At 33.3% G+C, this 20,011-nt stretch carries 19 protein-coding genes; 3 read left to right on the top strand and 16 right to left on the bottom strand.

The genetic code is table 11. From position 1 onward, the window contains the following. Nucleotides 1–5 precede the first annotated feature (5 nt). The 6 genes from BQ7474_RS03350 to efp are packed head-to-tail and all read right to left on the bottom strand — an operon-like array spanning nt 6 to nt 3,473. Nucleotides 6–848, bottom strand: coding sequence for a polyprenyl synthetase family protein (locus BQ7474_RS03350; RefSeq protein ID WP_073997603.1), 843 nt, complete (start codon nt 846–848; stop codon nt 6–8). Then, nucleotides 841–1,026: an exodeoxyribonuclease VII small subunit gene (gene xseB / locus BQ7474_RS03345; protein WP_073997602.1), complete on the bottom strand. Its 186-nt coding sequence runs from the start codon at nt 1,024–1,026 to the stop codon at nt 841–843. Before xseB ends, BQ7474_RS03350 begins: the two co-directional genes overlap by 8 nt. After that, entirely contained in the window at nt 1,019–2,206 is a 1,188-nt protein-coding gene (gene xseA / locus BQ7474_RS03340; RefSeq protein WP_073997601.1) for an exodeoxyribonuclease VII large subunit, read from the bottom strand. Before xseA ends, xseB begins: the two co-directional genes overlap by 8 nt. Continuing rightward, nucleotides 2,199–2,579, bottom strand: coding sequence for a transcription antitermination factor NusB (locus BQ7474_RS03335; protein WP_073997600.1), 381 nt, complete (start codon nt 2,577–2,579; stop codon nt 2,199–2,201). The genes xseA and BQ7474_RS03335 overlap by 8 nt, the downstream gene beginning before the upstream one ends. Then, the gene (locus BQ7474_RS03330; protein WP_073997599.1) at nt 2,579–2,905 is read right to left on the bottom strand and encodes an Asp23/Gls24 family envelope stress response protein; all 327 of its coding nucleotides are present in this window, start codon (nt 2,903–2,905) and stop codon (nt 2,579–2,581) included. The genes BQ7474_RS03335 and BQ7474_RS03330 overlap by 1 nt, the downstream gene beginning before the upstream one ends. Nucleotides 2,906–2,915: 10 nt before the next feature. Beyond that, nucleotides 2,916–3,473 carry an elongation factor P gene (gene efp, locus BQ7474_RS03325; RefSeq protein ID WP_073997598.1) on the bottom strand — a complete coding sequence of 186 codons (558 nt, stop codon included), beginning with the start codon at nt 3,471–3,473 and terminating at the stop codon, nt 2,916–2,918. Nucleotides 3,474–3,602: 129 nt separating this feature from the next. Between efp and BQ7474_RS03320 the strand changes: the two genes are divergently transcribed. The 3 genes from BQ7474_RS03320 (at nt 3,603) to BQ7474_RS03315 (ending at nt 5,258) form a co-directional block, all read left to right on the top strand. Next, complete coding sequence (locus BQ7474_RS03320; protein ID WP_159429547.1) at nt 3,603–4,466, top strand: nucleotidyltransferase family protein; 864 nt, start codon at nt 3,603–3,605, stop codon at nt 4,464–4,466. Between the two features lie 30 nt (nt 4,467–4,496). Further along, nucleotides 4,497–4,760 (top strand): hypothetical protein, encoded by a 264-nt coding sequence (locus tag BQ7474_RS11045; RefSeq protein WP_082187875.1) that lies wholly within the window; start codon nt 4,497–4,499, stop codon nt 4,758–4,760. A 138-nt stretch (nt 4,761–4,898) separates the two neighbouring features. Further along, nucleotides 4,899–5,258 (top strand): hypothetical protein, encoded by a 360-nt coding sequence (locus tag BQ7474_RS03315; RefSeq protein ID WP_073997597.1) that lies wholly within the window; start codon nt 4,899–4,901, stop codon nt 5,256–5,258. Between the two features lie 83 nt (nt 5,259–5,341). On the opposite strand, the gene BQ7474_RS03310 is transcribed toward BQ7474_RS03315, so the two are convergent. From BQ7474_RS03310 to BQ7474_RS03265, 10 genes are all read right to left on the bottom strand, one after another. Continuing rightward, nucleotides 5,342–5,827 (bottom strand): ATP synthase subunit B family protein, encoded by a 486-nt coding sequence (locus BQ7474_RS03310; protein ID WP_044566024.1) that lies wholly within the window; start codon nt 5,825–5,827, stop codon nt 5,342–5,344. Between the two features lie 12 nt (nt 5,828–5,839). Further along, nucleotides 5,840–6,322: a pantetheine-phosphate adenylyltransferase gene (gene coaD, locus BQ7474_RS03305; RefSeq protein WP_073997596.1), complete on the bottom strand. Its 483-nt coding sequence runs from the start codon at nt 6,320–6,322 to the stop codon at nt 5,840–5,842. Beyond that, a complete protein-coding gene (gene rsmD / locus BQ7474_RS03300; protein ID WP_073997595.1) occupies nt 6,319–6,861 on the bottom strand; it encodes a 16S rRNA (guanine(966)-N(2))-methyltransferase RsmD in 543 nt (180 codons plus the stop codon). The genes coaD and rsmD overlap by 4 nt, the downstream gene beginning before the upstream one ends. Continuing rightward, nucleotides 6,861–8,849, bottom strand: coding sequence for an ATP-dependent DNA helicase RecG (locus BQ7474_RS03295; RefSeq protein ID WP_073997594.1), 1,989 nt, complete (start codon nt 8,847–8,849; stop codon nt 6,861–6,863). The genes rsmD and BQ7474_RS03295 overlap by 1 nt, the downstream gene beginning before the upstream one ends. After that, the gene (locus BQ7474_RS03290; RefSeq protein ID WP_073997593.1) at nt 8,849–10,420 is read right to left on the bottom strand and encodes a DAK2 domain-containing protein; all 1,572 of its coding nucleotides are present in this window, start codon (nt 10,418–10,420) and stop codon (nt 8,849–8,851) included. The genes BQ7474_RS03295 and BQ7474_RS03290 overlap by 1 nt, the downstream gene beginning before the upstream one ends. Nucleotides 10,421–10,425: 5 nt before the next feature. Further along, complete coding sequence (locus tag BQ7474_RS03285) at nt 10,426–10,779, bottom strand: Asp23/Gls24 family envelope stress response protein (RefSeq protein WP_073997592.1); 354 nt, start codon at nt 10,777–10,779, stop codon at nt 10,426–10,428. 707 nt (nt 10,780–11,486) lie between these two features. Further along, nucleotides 11,487–15,023, bottom strand: a complete 3,537-nt coding sequence (gene nifJ, locus BQ7474_RS03280; RefSeq protein WP_073997591.1) for a pyruvate:ferredoxin (flavodoxin) oxidoreductase — start codon at nt 15,021–15,023, stop codon at nt 11,487–11,489. A 135-nt stretch (nt 15,024–15,158) separates the two neighbouring features. Further along, nucleotides 15,159–16,112: an HPr(Ser) kinase/phosphatase gene (gene hprK / locus BQ7474_RS03275; RefSeq protein ID WP_073998785.1), complete on the bottom strand. Its 954-nt coding sequence runs from the start codon at nt 16,110–16,112 to the stop codon at nt 15,159–15,161. Nucleotides 16,113–16,219: 107 nt separating this feature from the next. After that, nucleotides 16,220–18,070: an excinuclease ABC subunit UvrC gene (gene uvrC, locus BQ7474_RS03270; RefSeq protein ID WP_073998784.1), complete on the bottom strand. Its 1,851-nt coding sequence runs from the start codon at nt 18,068–18,070 to the stop codon at nt 16,220–16,222. Continuing rightward, nucleotides 18,067–19,836: an aminopeptidase P family protein gene (locus BQ7474_RS03265; RefSeq protein ID WP_073997590.1), complete on the bottom strand. Its 1,770-nt coding sequence runs from the start codon at nt 19,834–19,836 to the stop codon at nt 18,067–18,069. Before BQ7474_RS03265 ends, uvrC begins: the two co-directional genes overlap by 4 nt. Nucleotides 19,837–20,011: the final 175 nt, after the last annotated feature.

Below are 20,011 nucleotides of genomic sequence, written 5' to 3'. Positions count from 1 at the left end.
AATCCTTAATTGTTACGATTTGTAAGGTAATCAACAAGGTATAAGAGAAATTCATTATCATTAAAGTGACTAATATTCTCCTTGGCCTTTTTATTAATATCATAAAGCAAATCAAAAGCTTCATTTCTACTAATAAGATTTAAAATATTTAATTCATCTTGGTAATTTTCTTCTAGTAAATCATCTTGAATTTGAAAGGCTAAACCTAAATTGCTTGCGTATTGATCTAGATTATAGAAGTCTTTTTCCCTATTTTTATCAAACTTATTATCAACTAGCAAAGCTGCACCTACTATTGCTGCCCTGAATAAATCAGCTGTTTTCTTCTCATAAACAGTTAGAATATAATCTAAATCGATATTATCATTATTTCTTATATCCAACACTTGCCCATAAATCATATCTTTGTAGCCAGCCATTTGCATCAATAAGGATGCAGGATATATGTATGTAAAATCTTCCTTGCAAATTTCAAATAGAGTGTGGCTAGCTTCTGTAATAAGGGCATCTCCAGTTAATATAGCTATGTCTTCACCAAACTTTTTATGGCAAGAGTATTCTCCCCTTCTATAATCATCATTATCCATAGCTGGTAAATCATCGTGAACTAGGGAATATGCATGGATCATCTCTAGACTTAGGGCAAATCTTATGTCATTATCGTTAATATCTTTGCCTAGCATCTTAAGTGTTTCAAAGAAAAGGTTTGGTCTAATCCTCTTTCCAGATCTAACGGCGTAGGTTAAAGGTTCGTATAGATTATATGAAATATCAAAAAAGTCATTAAACCTTTCATCTATGATTTTTTTGTTGGATAAAAGTATACTTTCAAAATCTTTCTTATTCATCACTAGCTATAACCTCTATTTTTGCCTTGTAGTCCTTAAGTTGTTCTTGCATTTCCTTGTACAAGCTGTTGGCCTTTTCATAAATTTTGATAGACTCGTCCAGATTATCCTTGTTTTCTTCAAGACTAGTTAGGTATTCTTCCAATTTTTTGAAATTTTTATCTAAAGATTTATCCATCTATCACTACCGCCTTTATAGATCCATCAGAAAATCTTATATCAATCTTATCACCTTCATTTAATGAATATTTTGAATAAATAGGTACATTTTCATCATCTAAAATGCTGATATTTTTCTTCCTAAGCTGTATGATTTTATCAGCTGATTTTAGCCTATTTTCAATTATGTCAAGCCTTTGCTCTTGGTAATTTATCTTATTTATAATAGCTCTATCTAGAGATTTTTTAATATTATTAATATCTTTTTCCTTAAGCCTAATATCATTTTGTGGATTGAAAGATTTAAGTTTACTTTCTAAAGTCATCAACTTTAGAGAATTTATCTCTACTATCCTACCTACCATGTCTTTCATCTGAGTCAAAATACTTTTACTATCCTTGCCTATATTGGCATAGTTTGCAATAATATATGAACCTGCTTCTGTCGGTGTTTGCAATGATAGGTCTGCGACCAAATCCAAAATTGTGCTATCAATCTTATGTCCTATGGCCGATATAATTGGAGTCTTGGCTCTGAAAACTTCTTCTATTATATCCTTGTCGTTAAAAACTGATAAATCCAAAGAAGATCCACCACCACGAGTGATTACAATCACGTCCAAATTCATCTTATCAAGTCTTTCAATAGCATTTACTATGGCTTGAAATGAGCTTTGTCCTTGGACTTTTACAGGATTAAGTTTGATATTAATATCATTTGGCTTTTGGTTTATTACCGATAGGAAATCCACAACTGCAGCCCCATCAGCCGAAGTAATTAAACCAACATTTTTGGGATACTTTGCTATCTCTTTCTTTTTATCCAAATCAAAAAAACCCCTTTTCTTGAAGTCCTCTTTCATTTTTAAAAATTTTAGATACTCTTCAGAAAGGCCTTTTTCTGTAATTGAACTAACAGCAATATTAATCCTAGATGAATAGTTATTTAAGTTAAGATTACCCTTAACCAAAACGTCTATACCATCAGTGAAAGTAAAATCTATGTCCTTATCTTCATAATAAAATATGACGCAATCAATAACATCATAACCTTCCTTTAAGGAGAAATATATGTGATTACCGTTATTTTTTATATTTGATAGGGTCCCTGTGATATAGACTTTGGTGAAAATCGGATCGTGCTTTATACTTGTTTTAAAATACTCATTAAATTGTTTAACTGTAAGGGCTTTAAGCATCAGTTCTTACAATCTTTCCTAAAATAGAATTAATCATTTGATAATCCATCTGGTTGCTATAAGTCTTTGCTAACTCTACAGCCTCATTTATAGAAACTTGATGGGGAATATCCATAAAATAAATTTCATTTATGGATAAAAATAATATAGCTTTTTCCACCTTGGATAAACGATTGTATCTTTTCTTACTAGCATTTCTTACAATTTCTTCAATTTTTTCATAATTTTTATTATAAGATTTTAAAGAATTGATGATGAATTCCTCCCCATCCAAGTCGTGGTTGACTAGGGACCTTTCAACATCTTCTATTTTGTTAATGCTATCTTCAAAAATCAGCTTAAAAACCCAATCTCTTTGCTCTGTCCTATTCATTAGATTTCTAGTTTCGCAATATTAACATTGACACGACCAACAGATAGTCCAGTCATAGTTTCAATAATTCTAATCACATTTTCTTGGATATCTTTTACTGTTTTTCTCACATTTACATTCTTATCAAGAAAAACTGTAAGGTCAATGTTAAGCTTATCTTCAATAAATCCTATGCTTGCCTTAGGATCTTGGTTTTGAAGGTTAATCTTATTGTTAGAGTCATCGCTGTTATGTACTCCGTTGATTTCTTTACAAGCTCTAATAGCCAATTGGTCTAAAATTTCATTGGCAATTTTTACTTGTCCATGTCTAAATGTATTAGCCATTATTTTCTCCTTAAACTCTGGATAAATAATCCCCAGTTCTTGTGTCGATTTTGATTGTATCGCCTTCATTTACAAATACTGGCACGTTAACAACTGCTCCTGTTTCAACTGTTGCTGGTTTTGTTACGTTTGTTGCAGTATCTCCTTTGATACCTGGTTCAGTTTCAATTACTTCTAGTTCAACAAAGTTTGGTGCAACAACATCAAATGGTTTGCCTTGGTAAATTCTCATAGTAACTGTATCATTTTCACGAACGTATTTAATAGCTTCTTCAACTGTTTCGTAGTCTAATCCAATTTGTTCAAAGCTTTCTGGGTCCATGAAATAATATAATTGGCCATCATTGTATAAATATTGCATTTCTTTTGTTGTAATAACGGCATTTTCAAATTTTTCATTTGGGTTAAATGTTACATCCTTAGCGCCGCCGTTCATTACTGATCTAATCTTTGCACGAACAAAAGCTGCTCCCTTGCCTGGTTTTACGTGTTGGAAATCAACCACTTGGTAAACATCATTATCATAAACAAAGGTTACACCTTTTCTTAAATCATTTGCAGAAATCATAAATCCTCCTAATATTTTCTTACATTATTATACCATATGACCTATAGCTTTGAAAACTTTGTTGACTTAATTTACCCAATTTTATATAAAACATTGAAAATATATACATTATTAGGGTATATATCAAGTATGAAAACACTAGCAATTATTTCAGAATTTAATCCATTTCATAATGGACACGAATATCTATTAAAAAAATCAAAAGAGCTAACAAAAGCAGACTTAGCGATTAGCCTGATGAGTGGAGATTTCGTCCAAAGAGGAGAGCCTGCTATTGTCGATAAATTCTCTAGGGCTGATATGGCTATGAAGGCTGGCTTTGATATGATAGTTGAAATGCCCACCCACATATCTTTACAGTCGGCAGAATATTTTGCTCTTGGATCTGTTAATATCCTCGATAAATTAAATGTAGACTATCTATGCTTTGGAATAGAAAATATGGAGTCTGAAGATTTCCTAGAAAAATCTCATATATTATTAGAAAAAGAAGATCTTTTAGAAGAGCTTACAAGGAAACATTTAGAAAATTCTTCCTTCACAAAGGCAAGATATGATGCAACAGTTGAAGTTCTAGGAAACGATGGATTTATAACGTCTAATAATATTCTTGCCTTGGAATATATAAGAGCTATAAGAAAGATTGGTTCTACCATGACCCCTACTCCTATCAAGCGAATCTCATCAACTAATGCTGATACAAGTTTACTTGATAGCAAAATTTCTTCATCAACAGCTATTCGTAATAACATACTTGCTAATTACAAAGACCATGTACCAGCCTATTCCTATGAATTAATAGAAGAAAGTAAAAATAAATTTGGTATTCCTAATATGGATATTATTTACGACATATTTAGGTTTTTGTTATTATTAGAAAGACGCCCTATGGCGGGGATCTTGGCATATGAAGAGGGATTAGAAAACTATTTGACTAAAGTTTGTCAGAATAACCATAATTTTTCTAGCTTTATCGATGAAGCTACAAATTAAAGATACACCTCATCTAGGATTAAAAGATTGATGATAAATTATGTATTGGAGAACAGATCTTCGTTTAATGGATATGATATCAACTTTTACAAGGTCCTAGCCTTTAACAATAAGTCTGAACTTATCTTTAAAAATACAAGAAGTAAACCTGTAATAAGAAAAAAAGATTTTGACAATCTTTCCTTTACAGACCAATTGATCTTATCACAAATGATTGATGCATCAAACTTATATAAGCTATCAACAAAAGCTAAAATTGTTCAAGACTTTAGTAAAAAGATTTCTAAATATTAATAAAATTCCAATCATAAAAAAGCTTTTTAAATGAAGTCCATTTATTAAAACTAGAGAAAGCGGAGCTGTAACTTATAAAGATCATCAAACCCTATTCAGAGTAGCATTTAATAATTTATAAGGCTGGTGAATTATACAATGAAGAAGACATATAGAAATATAAGGATTGTTCTATTTGCAATACTTATCTTAGCATATTATATTATGTTTATATTTGTAAATGATATTAATCTAAAATGGATTGAACTTTTACTTCTAATATTTAATATATGTTTAGGAATTGCTATTTTATTATTAGATATAAGGAAGATGAGTACAAATAAGAAAAAAATAATAGCATTTTTACTATTACTTGTACTTGCTATATCCCTTGACCTCACTATAGAAAGATATTTTTTAAGCTTTAATCTAGCTATAAAATTAATAGCAATATTAGCCTTTATAATAATATATGCATTATTCCTAAATTATGATATATTCAGTATCGAATATAAGTAGTAAGATTAGAATTTTTGCCAAAATTTAATATTTTAGAGGAAGTTATTCTAAAAATAGGGACGCTATAATGCGTCCCTTTATTTTTATCTAGATTCTAATATACTTCTTCTGTTTTTCTCTAGTTGTTGAGCTAGAGTGCTGAAGTTTTCAGCTGATGAAGAGAATAGTTTATCGATATACTCATATGATTGTTGGCGAAGTTTGTTTGCTTCGGTTGCCGCTTCCTGTAAGATTCTATCAGCTTCGGCTCTTGCTTGTTGAGTAATCTCATGATCAGAAATCATCTTTTGATATTGGTTTTTAGCTTGATCTTTGAATTGAGAAATCTCTTTGTCAGTTTGTTCAAGTCTTCTTTTTGCTTCTGCTTCGGCTTCACCGATTATTCTATCTTTTTCTTGATAGGTCCACTCAGCTTGCTTGATTTCTTGTGGCAAGGAATCTTTCATCTCAGCAAGGATTTCGTAAATTTCATCTGGATCTACTGATACTTTCCTAGAAAAAGGTACAGCAGATGCCTCATCCATTACATCTTCCATCTCGTTAATCAATTGTGTTAAAGTACTAGCCATTTTGCCCCCCTCTTAATAATTATATTTTTCTTTTAATCTTTTTTCTACATTTTTTGTTACAAATGGTGATATATTTCCCTTAAAACTTGCCACTTCCTTGACTCCGCTTGAGCTAATGAATGAATAATTGGTATTAGCAAGTAAAAATATAGTTTCTAACCCCTCATATAAGGATGAGTTTATTCTAGCTATATTTTTCTCATATTCATAGTCAGCAACAAGTCTTAGACCCCTAGCAATAATTTTGCAATTTTCTTCCTTTGCAAAGTTAACCAAAAGTCCCTCAAAGGATTTGATAGTCACATTTGTAATATTATAGGCTTGTAATTCTTCTTTAATCATTTCTTCTCTTTCGCTAAGAGTAAAAAGTGATTTTTTATCTTCATTTATTAGAATAGCTACAATCACTTCATCAAACATATTGTCTAGCCTTTTTATGACATCTATGTGTCCAAGTGTAAGTGGATCGAAGCTTCCTGGGTATATTACTTTCATTTTGTGTAAAAGTTTACTATCTTCCTTCCGTATTTTTTTTCTTTTAAAAGGTTAATATCATATTTGTCATCTAACTTTAATTCTTTATCTGATTCTGTTATTATTATACCATCCTCGCTTAACAATTCATAACTTATGATAAGATTTATGGCCTCATCATAAAATTCAGTACAATAAGGAGGGTCCAAGTATATATAGTCAAAGGATAAGCCTTTGTTTTTGTATGATTCTAAGGCTTTCTTAAAATCTAGTTTTGTAAGTTCAAATTTATCTGTCTTAAGTTTCTCAAGGTTATCTTCTATTATTTTATAAGAATTTCGATCTTTATCATTAAAATAAACCTTGCTTAGGCCCCTTGATATGAATTCTATACCCATTTGTCCACTGCCCGCAAACAAATCTAGGGCAATACCAAATGTCTTGATAGGAAAAAGCATATCAAAAATAGCTTCTTTGACCTTATTGTCCGTTGGTCTTGTAGTATTTGATTTTGGTGCCTTTAGGTTAAAACCCTTATATATACCTGAAACAACTCTCATTAATTTAATATTATCCTTTTATCTTCTTTAAAAAACTTTTCTATGTAAGAAAAATTTACATCTTTATAGTCATTAGCTTTTATATAATCTAGAATTTCAAAACTCTTATCAACTTCATCTTGGCTCATAGATAGATATTCGATCTGGTTGAGATTTCTACCGTGTTGGATTGCAGATAAAATTTTGCCACCGCCACGTAAATCATAGTCTTTTTTTGCTATATCAAAACCATTTTCATTGCCTACTAGGATATTGAGCTTAGAATTATTGTCTACATTCTTATTTATTAGATAACAATAGGAATCATATGGTCCACGCCCTACCCTACCCCTAAGCTGGTGGAGGGATGATAGACCAAAATTATTTGCATTATAAATTACCATAGTGTTGGCATTTGCTACATCTATCCCTACTTCTATAACAGTTGTAGATATTAGTATATCAATTTTTCCATCTGCAAAGTCTTTTAAGGTCTTATCCTTATCACTTGCCTTCATATCCCCATGAAGTTTCTTGATAATTTTAGTTCTAAAAAATTTTTTGTATCTCTTAAATAGGTTTTCGACACTATTTTTATCATCAGAATCAATATTGTTTGATACTACATAGATTTGTTTACCTTGGGATAGGTTAGCCTCTATCTCTTCAAACAATATCTTTTCCAAAGACTCTGCTATAACTTTGGTTGTTATTGGTTTTCTTCCCTTGGGAAGTTCAGTAATCATTGATAAATCTAAGATTTTAGCAAGTCTTAGGCTTATAGTCCTTGGTATCGGTGTCGCTGTCATGGAAAGGTAATTGACACCATCTGCTTTTAGGCCCAGCTCTTGTCTTTGATTAACTCCAAATCTGTGCTGTTCATCATTTATAACAAGCTTTAGATTCTTAAAAATAACATCATCTTGGATAAGGGCATGGGTGCCAATAATTATATCAATCCTTCCTTCTGCCAAATCATTTTTTATCTTATTTTTATCTTTGCTAGAACCAGTCAAAACTTGGGCTTTTAGTCCGAAACTTTCAATCAAGTCTAAGTTTTTTTCAAATTGTTGGTTGGCTAAGACTTCTGTTGGAACCATCATTGCTGATTGGTAGCCATTTAGACCAAATACTATCATGGCAATAATGGCAATTATAGTTTTGCCTGATCCAACATCGCCAATCAAAAGCCTATTCATAACCAAATTGCTTGAACAATCGGATAGAATTTCTTTTAGAGCTATAAATTGGGACCTAGTTAAGTCAAATCCTATATGACCTAAGATATCATCCAAATTATATTTTAGTCCTAAATCTTGATTTTCCTCATATCTTTTGCCAATATAGTCTATATAGACTAGGTCTTTAGCAAAATCCAAGACCTTTAACTCTGATTTCGCTTTCATAAGCTTATCAATGCCACTAGGATTATGGATTTCTAATAAATTATCATATTTATATGAGAATTTAAAATTATTCAGTATTGTTTTTCCGAAAATTTCTTCATCTTCGTCATAATTTTTTAAGGCTTCGCCTATAAAATTAGATATATTTTTTTGACTTAAACCTTTTGTAAGAGGATAAATTGGTATAATTGATCCAATATTATCATCGTAGAGACCACAAGTCATAGGATTGATAGCTTCAAAAGTTCCATTTTCAAATTTTACTTTGGTGAAAAATTTATAAGTCTCTCCATTTTTAAATTTAGTAGGTGTAAATCTATCATTAAAATATATGATTTTTATCTTTTGGCCTGAATCTGGTTCAATGGCATAAATATATGATATGAATCCATTTTTTGTCCTGTTTTGGTATAATCTGCTAGCTATTTGCCAGATGAAATAATACTTAACGTCTTCCTTCACATTGGGAATAACGCCTCTTTTTCTCCTATCTTCAAAAGAAGTTGGATAATAGTTATATAAATCACTGACACTATGGATATCAATTTTGGCTAATAAATCTTTTTTCTTTGGACCAATTCCCTTTAGATCAGTAAGTTCCATTATTCAATAGTAATTGTGTAATAATAAACTGGTTGTCCACCGTAAACTAATTCTATATCTATATCTTTAAACTTTTTGCCTAGTTTCTTGCACAAATCTTTTGCTTTTCTTTTTTCTATTTCTTCACCATAATATATTGTTACAAGTGATGAGTCTTGATAATCTTCTAAGGCTATCTTTAGGGTATTTTCTACTGATTTTTCCAAATCTTTTTCACTTACCAAAATTTTGCCATCTAATATCCCTAGATAGTCATCCTTTTTGATCTCAACTCCTGAAACAGAAGTGTCTCTAATTGATATAGAAAATTCTGCAACATGAACATCTTCAATAGCTTCTTGCATACTTAGAGCATTTTCTTCTATGCTACTACCTTCGTCAAATTCAAGCATAGCAGTAAAAGTCTCAGGTATTGATCTAGTTTCTATAACTCTTGCGTTTTTATCTGTGATGTCGCAAGCTTGCTTAGCGCTCATGATTATGTTCTTGTTATTTGGAAATATAATAATATTTTCAGCATTAATCCTATCCAAAGAATTATATATATCCTCTGTAGAAGGGTTCATAGTTTGACCACCAGAAATGATTTCATCTACGCCCATACTCTCTAAAATAGCATCGTATCCCTCACCACGGCTTACTGCTATGAAACCATATTTCTTTTGAGGAGCTGATTTTAATTTTTCTTTTCTTTCTTGGTCAGCTTTAAGGTTATAAAGCTCTGCTTTTATCACTACACCATCAACGGTAAGCATTTGAAGTAAGCCAAAAAAATTATCAGTTGTAAGATTTATTTTTAATATATCATCTTCATAAGAAGAATCACTAACATTTGCCAAAGATTCTACAGATTCCATGGCATGTTTATAAGAATCTTCGTCTATTGCTACTTCTATATTTAATTGGTATTGTAAATCTTCTTTGCTAGCTTCTTTATCCTTAATATCATTAATATCAATATCACTATTTAAGGCAGAAAAAGCACCTTTAAGTAGTATTATAAGACCTTGACCACCAGAGTCCACTACTCCAGCTTCTTTTAGTACTGGTAGTTGATTTGGTGTATTATCAAGGGCCTTTTGACCTTCTGCTATAATCTCATATAGGTATTGGTCAAAGGTTATATCATCGCTATAAATTTCAGCTGCCTTATCTGTCATTTTTTGGCTAACTGTCAATATAGTACCTTCAGTAGGCTTCATTACTGCCTTGTATGCAGTTTGGTTAGCGGTATCAAAAATTTCCTTGATATCTGCTGTGGAAATTTTATCCTTACCCTTACATGCCTTTGAAAGACCACGAACTAATTGGGATAAAATAACTCCTGAGTTACCACGAGCTCCCATAAGAGTTCCTTGAGATAGAGCCTTTGTAATATCTCCTACACTTGCATTTGATAGGCCGTTTACCCTATCAACACCAGATCTCATCGTCATAGTCATATTTGTTCCTGTATCCCCATCTGGCACTGGGAATACATTCAGTTCATTTACTAATTGTTTATTCTCATCTAACAGTTCATAAGCTCCAATTATCATCTGTTGGAGTTTACTTGCATCAATTTCTCTCATATTTACTACTCACCAATTCCTTGAACTAATATATTCACTTCCTTAACTCTAACATTAAGTGATTTTTCTACCTTGTATTTTACATTGTCAATTATGTTTTGGCTAACTACTGCTATTCTTACTCCATATAAGATAAATATGGATACATAAATATTTATAGTTCCATCATCATTTTTTTGTATTTGAACACCCTTGCTCATATTATCTAATCTCAAAAGTTCATAGATATCATCTTTAGCTGAACGGCGTGCAAGGCCAACTACTCCATAAGATTCCATAACTGTTGCTGCAACAATATTTGCAAGCACAGAATCATCTATTGTAACCTTACCATAATTATTGACATATTTGATAGCCATGCTACCTCCTTATTTGAACTTATACATTTATTTAATATTATACCATAATTTTATTTATAAATTTTAAAGCTAATATGAAATCGAATAGGGGCTAAGATCTAGCCCCTTTCACACCACCCGTACGTGCCGTTCGGCATACGGCGGTTCAATATTTTCTTGTATTATATTATTTATTTCTGATGCAACTATTTAACTTTATTCTTTTTCTATCCAAACCTTGAGAAATGAATACGTCATTTCTTGTGTTCCATCAAGTCATAGTTCATCCTTTTCAAATATTACAATAAATATTGTTCCTCCCTTCGCTCCATTTCCATTACAGAAACTTCTTCGCTACTATGGATTCTGCTAACTTCTCATAGTTCGTTGTTACTACTGTGTCGTCTATGAGATCTCACGGGATAAGTCCTAATACTTTCATCGTTTACTTGCAGAATTTACGCTTTGGGTTTACGGTTACCTTTTGGGTCTTCGCTATCTTTGGCTAGCTTGCCCACCTGTTACGCCTTGTATTCTGTTCCTGTTCGTCAAGCCACGATTTCGCTATTGCTTCCTCTCTCCTAGATGTCACCACCTAAAACTTGCAAGTCGCTATTAGATTCGTCGGTAACTACGCTCTGTAGGGATTTTCACCTCAGCATTAGAACATGCCCGTCATACCAAAAAAAATCGCCAAATGAATGGCGACTTTTTCTTAATATTTATTCTTATTTTCCAGCAAGTCTTTTGTATGTCTCGTATCTTTCTTTAGCAGCTTTTTCTGCTTCAGCATACAATTCATCAGCACTTTCTGGGAATGATCTCTTAAGTGATGAGTATCTTACTTCACCTTGGATAAATTCTTGGAAGGACTCAGATGGTTCTCTAGAATCTAGTTGGAATGGATTCTTTCCTTCGTCAGCTAGACGTGGGTCAAATCTCCATAAGTGCCAGTAACCAGCTTCAACAGCTTGTTTTTCTCTGTATTGTGATTTGCCCATACCCATTCTGATACCGTGGTTGATACATGGAGCATAGCAAATGATTAGAGATGGTCCATCATAGCTTTCAGCTTCTTTGATAGCTTTGATTGTTTGGTTTTGGTTAGCACCCATAGCAACTTGAGCTACATAGATATAACCATAAGTTGTCATCATTAGACCAAGGTCTTTTTTACGTACTTTCTTACCAGAAGCGGCAAATTGTGCTACTGCTGATAGTGGTGTTGCTTTAGATGATTGTCCACCTGTATTTGAGTATACTTCTGTATCAAATACTAGGATATTGATGTTTTCACCACTTGCTAATACGTGGTCTACTCCACCAAATCCGATGTCGTAGCTCCATCCGTCACCACCAAAGATCCACATAGATTTTTTGATCATGTAGTCTTTTAGGTTTAGAATTTTCTTAACTAGGTCAGATGCTTCTTCACCTTCAACTTTTTCATCTTGAAGTGTTAATATTTTAGCTGTTGCTTCTTTAGATTTTGCAACATCATCTTTTCCTTCAACCCACATTTTGAATGCTTCGTTAAATGGAGATTCAATACCTAGGTCTAGGAATTTGTTCATGTAGCTTTCTAGTAGGTGAGCATTTGATTCTGCTGCTAATTTCATACCATAACCGTATTCAGCTGCATCTTCAAATAGTGAGTTACCCCAAGCTGGACCCTTACCTGTTTCAAGGTTTTTGGTGTAAGACATAGCTGGTGCACTTGCTCCCCAGATTGATGAACATCCTGTAGCATTTGCAATGTACATTCTGTCACCAAATAGTTGAGTAACTAGTTTAGCATATGGTGTTTCACCACAACCTGCACAAGCGCCAGAGAATTGTAGTAATGGTTGTTTGAATTGACTACCTTTAAGTGTCATATCATCCATTACATCTTCTTTATATCCAACTTCTTCGTGAGCGTATGTCCAGTTGTCTTTTTGGTTTTCTACTTGTTCTTCGAATGGTTTCATTAGAAGAGCTTTTTGTGGAGCTGGACAGATATCAGCACAGTTACCACAACCTGTACAATCTAGTGGAGATACTTGAATTCTAAATTCATATTCATCCATACCCTTACCAATAGCTTTCTTTGTTTCAAAGCCTTCTGGTGCATTTGCTTTTTCGTCAGCTGTTACTAAGAATGGTCTGATTACAGCGTGTGGACAAACAAATGAACATTGGTTACATTGGATACAATTGTCTATTTGCCATTCTGGTACGTTTAGAGCTATACCACGTTTTTCGTATGCTGTTGTACCTGATGGGAATTCACCATTTTCAAGGTCTAAGTTTGTAAATGCAGAAACTGGTATTTGATCTTCTTTTTGTTCGATCATTGGTCTTAAGATGTTTTTAACAAATTCAGACATTTCTACTTCTTCTTTTTCAGGATCTTCTGCATTTGCCCAGATTTCTGGAACTTCTACTTTGTGAGCTGCTTCTAGTCCTGCATCAACTGCTGCATAGTTCATGTTAACTATGTCATCACCCTTATGACCATAAGATTTAACTATAGAGTCTTTTAAGTATCCAACTGCTTCTTCAATTGGAAGTACTTTTGATAGGTTGAAGAATGCTGATTGCATAATCATGTTTGTTCTTGAACCAAGTCCAATTTCCTGAGCAATGTGGCTTGCGTCAATGATGTAGAAATCAATGTTGTGTTCTACTATATATCTTTTGATTGATGCTGGCAAGTGTTGGTCAAGTTCCTCTTCGCTCCATACGCAGTTAAGTAGGAATGTACCACCATCTTTAAGTCCTGCTAAAAGATCATATTGGTGAACATATGCTTGTTTTGAACAAGAAATGAAGTCTGCTTCATCAAGTAAGTATGTTGATCTGATTGGATCTTTACCAAATCTTAAGTGAGATACTGTTAGACCACCTGATTTTTTAGAGTCGTAGTCAAAGTATCCTTGTGCATACATAGATGTGTTATCACCGATGATTTTGATAGCTTGTTTGTTAGCACCAACAGTACCGTCTGAACCGAATCCCCAGAATTTACATCTTGTTGTTCCTTCTTGACGTACTTTGAAATCATCTCTTTCTAGAGATGTGTTTGTAACATCATCTGTGATAGCCATTGTGAATTGATCTTTTGTATTTTCACTTCTTAGGTTATCAAATACTGCTTTAATATCAGCAGGAATTGTATCTTTACCAGCAAGACCATAAACTCCACCATAAATTTCTGGAGCATCTTCTATACCGTAGAATACTGATTTAACGTCTAGGTATAGTGGTTGGCCTTCAGCGCCTTTTTCTTTTGTTCTGTCAAGAACAGCGATTTTTTTAACTGTATTTGGAATAGCTTTTAGTAAATGTTCTTTAGAGAATGGTCTGTATAGGTGAACTTCTACTAAACCTACTTTATATCCGTCTTCTAGTAATACATCGATTGTTTCTCTAGCTGCTTGGTTGATTGAACCCATTGCAATGATAACTTCTTCAGCATCATCAGCACCATAGTAGTTAAATAGTCCATAGTTTGTTCCAAGTAAGTCGTTTACTTGATTCATGTAACCTTCTACAATGCCAATAATTTCTTCATATGCGTGGTTTGAAGCAACTGTTCTTTGGAAGAATGTGTTCTTTTCTGCTGTACCCATGTGTTTTGGTCTTTCTGGGTTAAGTGAATTATTTTTGAATGCATCAACAGCATCAAAGTCTACAAATTCTTTTAATGTATCGTAGTCCCAAACTTCAATTTTTGATACTTCGTGGCTTGTTCTAAATCCATCGAAGAAGTTAACAAATGGTAATCTACCTTTGATAGCAGCGGCGTGAGCTACTGGAGATAAGTCCATAACTTCTTGTACAGAGTTTGAGCAAAGCATTGCACAACCTGTTTGTCTAGCTGCCATAACGTCAGAATGGTCGCCATATATAGAAAGAGCTTGTGTTGCTACAGTTCTAGCTGCAACGTGGAATACACCTGGTAATCTTTCTCCAGCTATTTTGTACATATTTGGGATCATTAGTAATAATCCTTGGCTGGCTGTATATGTAGTAGTTAGTGCTCCAGCTGCAAGTGAACCGTGAACTGCTGCAGCAGCGCCTGCTTCAGATTGCATCTCTTTTACCATTACTTCTCTATCGAAAACATTCTTACGTCCATTAGCAGACCATACGTCTACTGCTTCTGGCATTGGTGAAGATGGAGTGATTGGGTAAATTGTTGCAACATCAGTAAATGCATATGATACGTGAGCTGCAGCGGTGTTACCATCCATAGTCTTCATCGCTCTATTAATTGTCATTAAGACCTCCTAAAAATAATATAAGCTATTATCGTTAACACTACTTTAAGTATAATGATATTTATATCAAATGTCAACAGTTTATCAAAAACAAGGTTTTATATTTTTTTAAATAATCTCCAAAAAAGCGACAATTTAAACCAAATCGTCGCTTTCATCTACTAATTCTTTGTGAAATATATTGTTTGTCATAGCCCTTGCTGCATTGTAGCCAAAATTTTTCTCTCTTTGGTTCATACAAGCAACCTCTACTATCATAGCAAGGTTCCTACCTGCCCTAACAGGCACAACTAAGTGTGGAATTTTGACATCCAACATTTTTATATAATTTTCGTCAAGGCCCAACCTATCGTACTCATAGTCTTCTTTCCATTGTTCTAGTTCGATGACTAGTTCAATTTGAGTAACTTTTTTAACAGAGCCTGTACCATACAATCGTCTAACATTTACAATTCCAAGTCCACGAATCTCCATGTAATGTCGAATATTATCAGGTGCTGAGCCCATAAGTTTATTATCAGTTGCAACTATATCTACCATATCATCAGCAACCAGCCTGTGGCCTCTATTTATCAAATCAAGGGCAGTTTCTGACTTACCCACTGAGGATTTACCCATTATAAGTACGCCAATACCAAATACTTCAAGAAGCTCTCCATGGACATTGCTTCTTGGAGATAATTGGTATTCTAGCTCATCTGACAAATCAGAAATCAATTTTGTAGTTTTAGCAGGAGATCTTAGGACTGTCTTATCATAATAATCAGCCAAATCCAGGATATCTTGATTTATATCAGCATCATATGAGAATATGCAAGCTGGTATTTTATAAGATAATATGCCCCTAAATCTCTCATACTGGAGCTTGCTATCAAGACTGGTAAGGTAGGTGTATTCTACAGAACCAATTATTTGAAGCCTCTTATATGGAAACTCTACAAGATATCCTGTTAATTGCAGACCAGGTCTATTTACATCAGCACTTGATAGGGATATATCATAGTAATCAGAAGACTGGTGTACAATCTCAAGACCTAAGCTTTCTACAATGCTGTGAAGTTTGACACTTCGCTCTTCGTTGGCATTTATAAGTTCTTTGACTATGACTTTGCTCTCATCGACCTCTTCAGCTACTTTATCAAAACTACTGTTGGTATATTCATTTATATTATTTTCTGTCAAAACATCTCCTATTACTAACCTTTTAGCCTAAAATACTTGTATATTTCCAAGGCTTGAGTTCTGCCAACTAAGGGAACTTCCATAAGTTCTTCTACACTAGCTTTTTTGATATTGGATATGGATTTGAAGTGCTTATATAAATTAGCACGAGTCTTCTCACCAACGCCTTTTATATTATCAAGCTCACTTTTTTTCATGGTGTTTTGCATAAGTTTCCTATGGTAGTTTATAGCAAAACGGTGAGCTTCTTCTTGGATTTCATAAATCAACTTATAAACAGGATCACGCCTATTTATATAAATCTCCTTACCCTCATAGATTATAGCACGAGTTGTATGCTTGTCGTCTTTGACAAGACCTGCAATGTTAATATTAAGTCCATACTTTTTTAATATTTCCTTTGCAGCAGAAACTTGACCCTTGCCCCCATCCATCAAAATCAGATCTGGCATCTTTCCAAAACCTGTTTTAGTGTTGTCATTTTCAATTTCTTTTAGGCCGTTTTTGAGGCGTCTATCTATAACTTCCTTTAGTGAACCATAGTCATCTGGACCTTCTATAGTTTTTATCTTAAACTTCCTGTATTCTTTCGGATTGGCAAGGCCATCTTCAAAAACAACCATAGATCCTACAGATTGGACACCAGAAGTATTTGATATATCATAAGCTTCTATCCTATAGATATCATCTATAGCAAGGATTTCTTTAAGCTGACTTAAACCTGCAGACTTCTTTCTTTCTTTTTTTTCTATGCGCTTTTCATATTTGATGCGCATATCATTGGCATTGTTCATAGCCATATTTAGCAAATCTTTTTTCTTACCAAGTTTTGGCTTGTGTATATATACTTTTCTTCCCTTTTTTTGGTTCAAAAACTCATTGATAGTTGGCAAATCATTTGGTTCTACTTCTATCAAGATTTCTTTTGGTACATACATTATATCAAGGTAAAACTGTTTCAAAAATGATGAATAAATTTCATCATCATTTTCCTTGTAATCATTTTTGATTATAAAGTGTTGCCTATCGACAATTTTTCCATTTCTCATCAAGAACACCTGCATTACTATGGCAGCAGAACCCTTGCTCATGGCAATAATATCCATATCTTCAGCTGACTGGTCCGTTACATTTTGCCTTTCAGATATTACAGATAAGGCCCTGTAATAGTCCCTGTACATACTTGCCATTTCAAAATTTAGCTTAGAACTTTCTTCATTCATCCTAGCTAAAACCCAGTCAGCAATCTTAGATGATTTATTTTCCAAAAACAATCTAACATCTGTAATTGCATCCATGTATCTAGTTTCATCTTCATTTTTGATACAAGGGGCATTACACTTTTTGATAAAGTAATTTAAGCATGGTCTTGGCAAGGTCTGACCCTTATCAAAGTCTAGATTACATGTCCTAAAGGGGTAATACAAATAGAATAAGTCTATGGCATCATTTACTGCATAGGCGTCTGGATATGGGCCAAAGTATAGGGCCTTGTCATTGTATATCTGCCTTACCTTTTGTATCCTCGGAAATTTCTCATTGGTAATTTTGATATATGGATATTGCTTATCATCCCTAAGGACAATGTTATATTTTGGCCTATTTTTCTTTATTAAGTTTGACTCTAAAACCAGAGCCTCCACTTCATTTTCTACTATGATATATTCAAAATGGTCAATATGGGAGACCATGGCAAGGACCTTGGCCCCCTTGTTTTTATTATTATCAAAGTATTGGCGAACTCTTTTTTTAAGCGATATGGCTTTACCGACATAGATGATTTCATCATCCTTATCCCTCATTATATAGACGCCAGGTAGGTCTGGAAGTTCTTTTAACTTGTCCTTAACTTGTTTGTTTGTCAAATTTCTTTGCAACTTTCTTTCAAGTATTCTAGGTCAGATCCTTCTAGGTGTGGACTTAAAACTTCTTGGCATTTCTTGTTGTAGTCATTGATCCAATCAATTTCTTCATTTGTTAACATTTCTGTTTTGATTGGTCTGGTATCTATAGGTACATAGGTTAGGTTTTCAAATTCTAAGAATTTGCCAAATTCATTTTCAAATGCTTTCTTAACTACAGCTTGGTTTTCGATTCTAATTCCATGGCTGTTTGCAATGTATAGGCCTGGTTCTACAGAAGTAAACATATTTTCTTTAAACTCAATGTCAGAGCCTTGGGCAATTCTTTGTGGTCCCTCATGTACTGTTAGTAGGTATCCTACCCCGTGTCCCGTTCCGTGGAAGAAATCCTTCCCTGCTTTCCATAGTGGATTTTTTGCGATAGCATCAAGTCTTTGTCCTGTAGTCTTGTTTTTGAATTTGCTCAAAAATAATGCAATATGTGATTTTAAAACTAGTGTATAGTCAATTTTTTCGTCTTCTTTGAGATTACCTAGGGCTATAGTTCTTGTAATATCTGTAGTTCCTTCTAGGTAATGAGCTCCAGAGTCTATCAAAATCATTCCTTCTTTGCTAATTGTTTTTGAGCCAATGTCTGATGGTGCATAGTGAACAATTGCTGCATTATCCTTATATCCAACAATAGATTCAAAAGAATCTTCAATGAAAGTTTCATTTTCACTTCTAAGTTCATGAAGTTTCTTGCTAGCCACATATTCGTTTAGTGTTCCTGTGCTTGCTCCAACCTCTAACCAGTTAAAGAATTTAACCAGAGTAACTCCATCGATAATGTAAGCTTCCTTTGTATTTTTTATCTCTGTTTCAGATTTAATAGCTTTCATATTTTCTGTAATATTTGTGCCAGTGGAGATCTTTACATTGGAATTAATTGAGTCGTAAATAGCAACATTACATCTTTCTGGATCTAGGAAAATCCTATTTTTCCCTGGGATATTTTTAAGTAATGTGAAAATATAATCGTATGAGTGGATTTTTATATTATTTTCATCAAGATAAGCCTTAACTTCATCATCAAGCTTGTTTTCATCTATGCATAGGTAAACTCTGTCTTTGCTAATCAAACAATATGATAAAACAACAGGATTGTAGTCTATATCATTTCCCCTAATATTTAGCAGCCAACAAATATCTTCAACTGCACCAATAAAATAGTAATCATAACCATTTGCATCCATGACATCACGAACTCTAGATATTTTTGTCTCTGCGCTATCACCAGCGTACTTTTCATCTAATAGCCAAACTTTATCCTCTGGCAAAGCTGGCCTATCATTCCAAAGTTTTGATATGTAGTCCACATCAGAAACCAAGGTCCTAGATCCCATTGATTCGCTTAGTTTTTTGTATTCTTTGACAGAAAATACATTGCCATTAAAGGCTATCTTGCCAAATTCACTAACTACTTCGTCTAAGTATTCTTCTAAAGTTGGGTAATTGTCATCAGCAATTTTCATAAGTTCAAATTCACTATTAGCTAATTCTTTATCAGCTTGCAAAAAATACCTTGAATCAGTCCAAAGTTTTGCCCCATCTGTTGTAACTACAGCAGTTCCAGCAGATCCAGTAAATCCAGATATGAATTCCCTATCCTTATATGAATCACCCAAGTATTCTGATTGGTGAGGATCAGAAGTTGGGATAATGTAAGCTTCAATTTTTCTATCATTCATCAATTTTCTTAAAGATTCTATACGTTGATTGATATCCATAAATACTCCTTTAAACTCCTTATCTTAAAGTTTATATTTCTATCATATAAACTTATTTATAGGATAACTATACTTAATATGACCTCCTTTTCCTAGCATATTACTTGATTGATTTTTGCTACAAATCAATTATAATATTAACATCGTGTAAATAAGAAAATTGAGGTGATTTAGT

Origin of the sequence: Anaerococcus urinomassiliensis (genome assembly GCF_900128425.1) — a bacterium.
Taxonomy (GTDB): Bacteria; Bacillota; Clostridia; order Tissierellales; family Peptoniphilaceae; genus Anaerococcus; species Anaerococcus urinomassiliensis.
The sequence above is the reverse complement of the archived record's forward strand: the minus strand, read 5'-3'. Positions and strand labels throughout refer to the sequence as shown.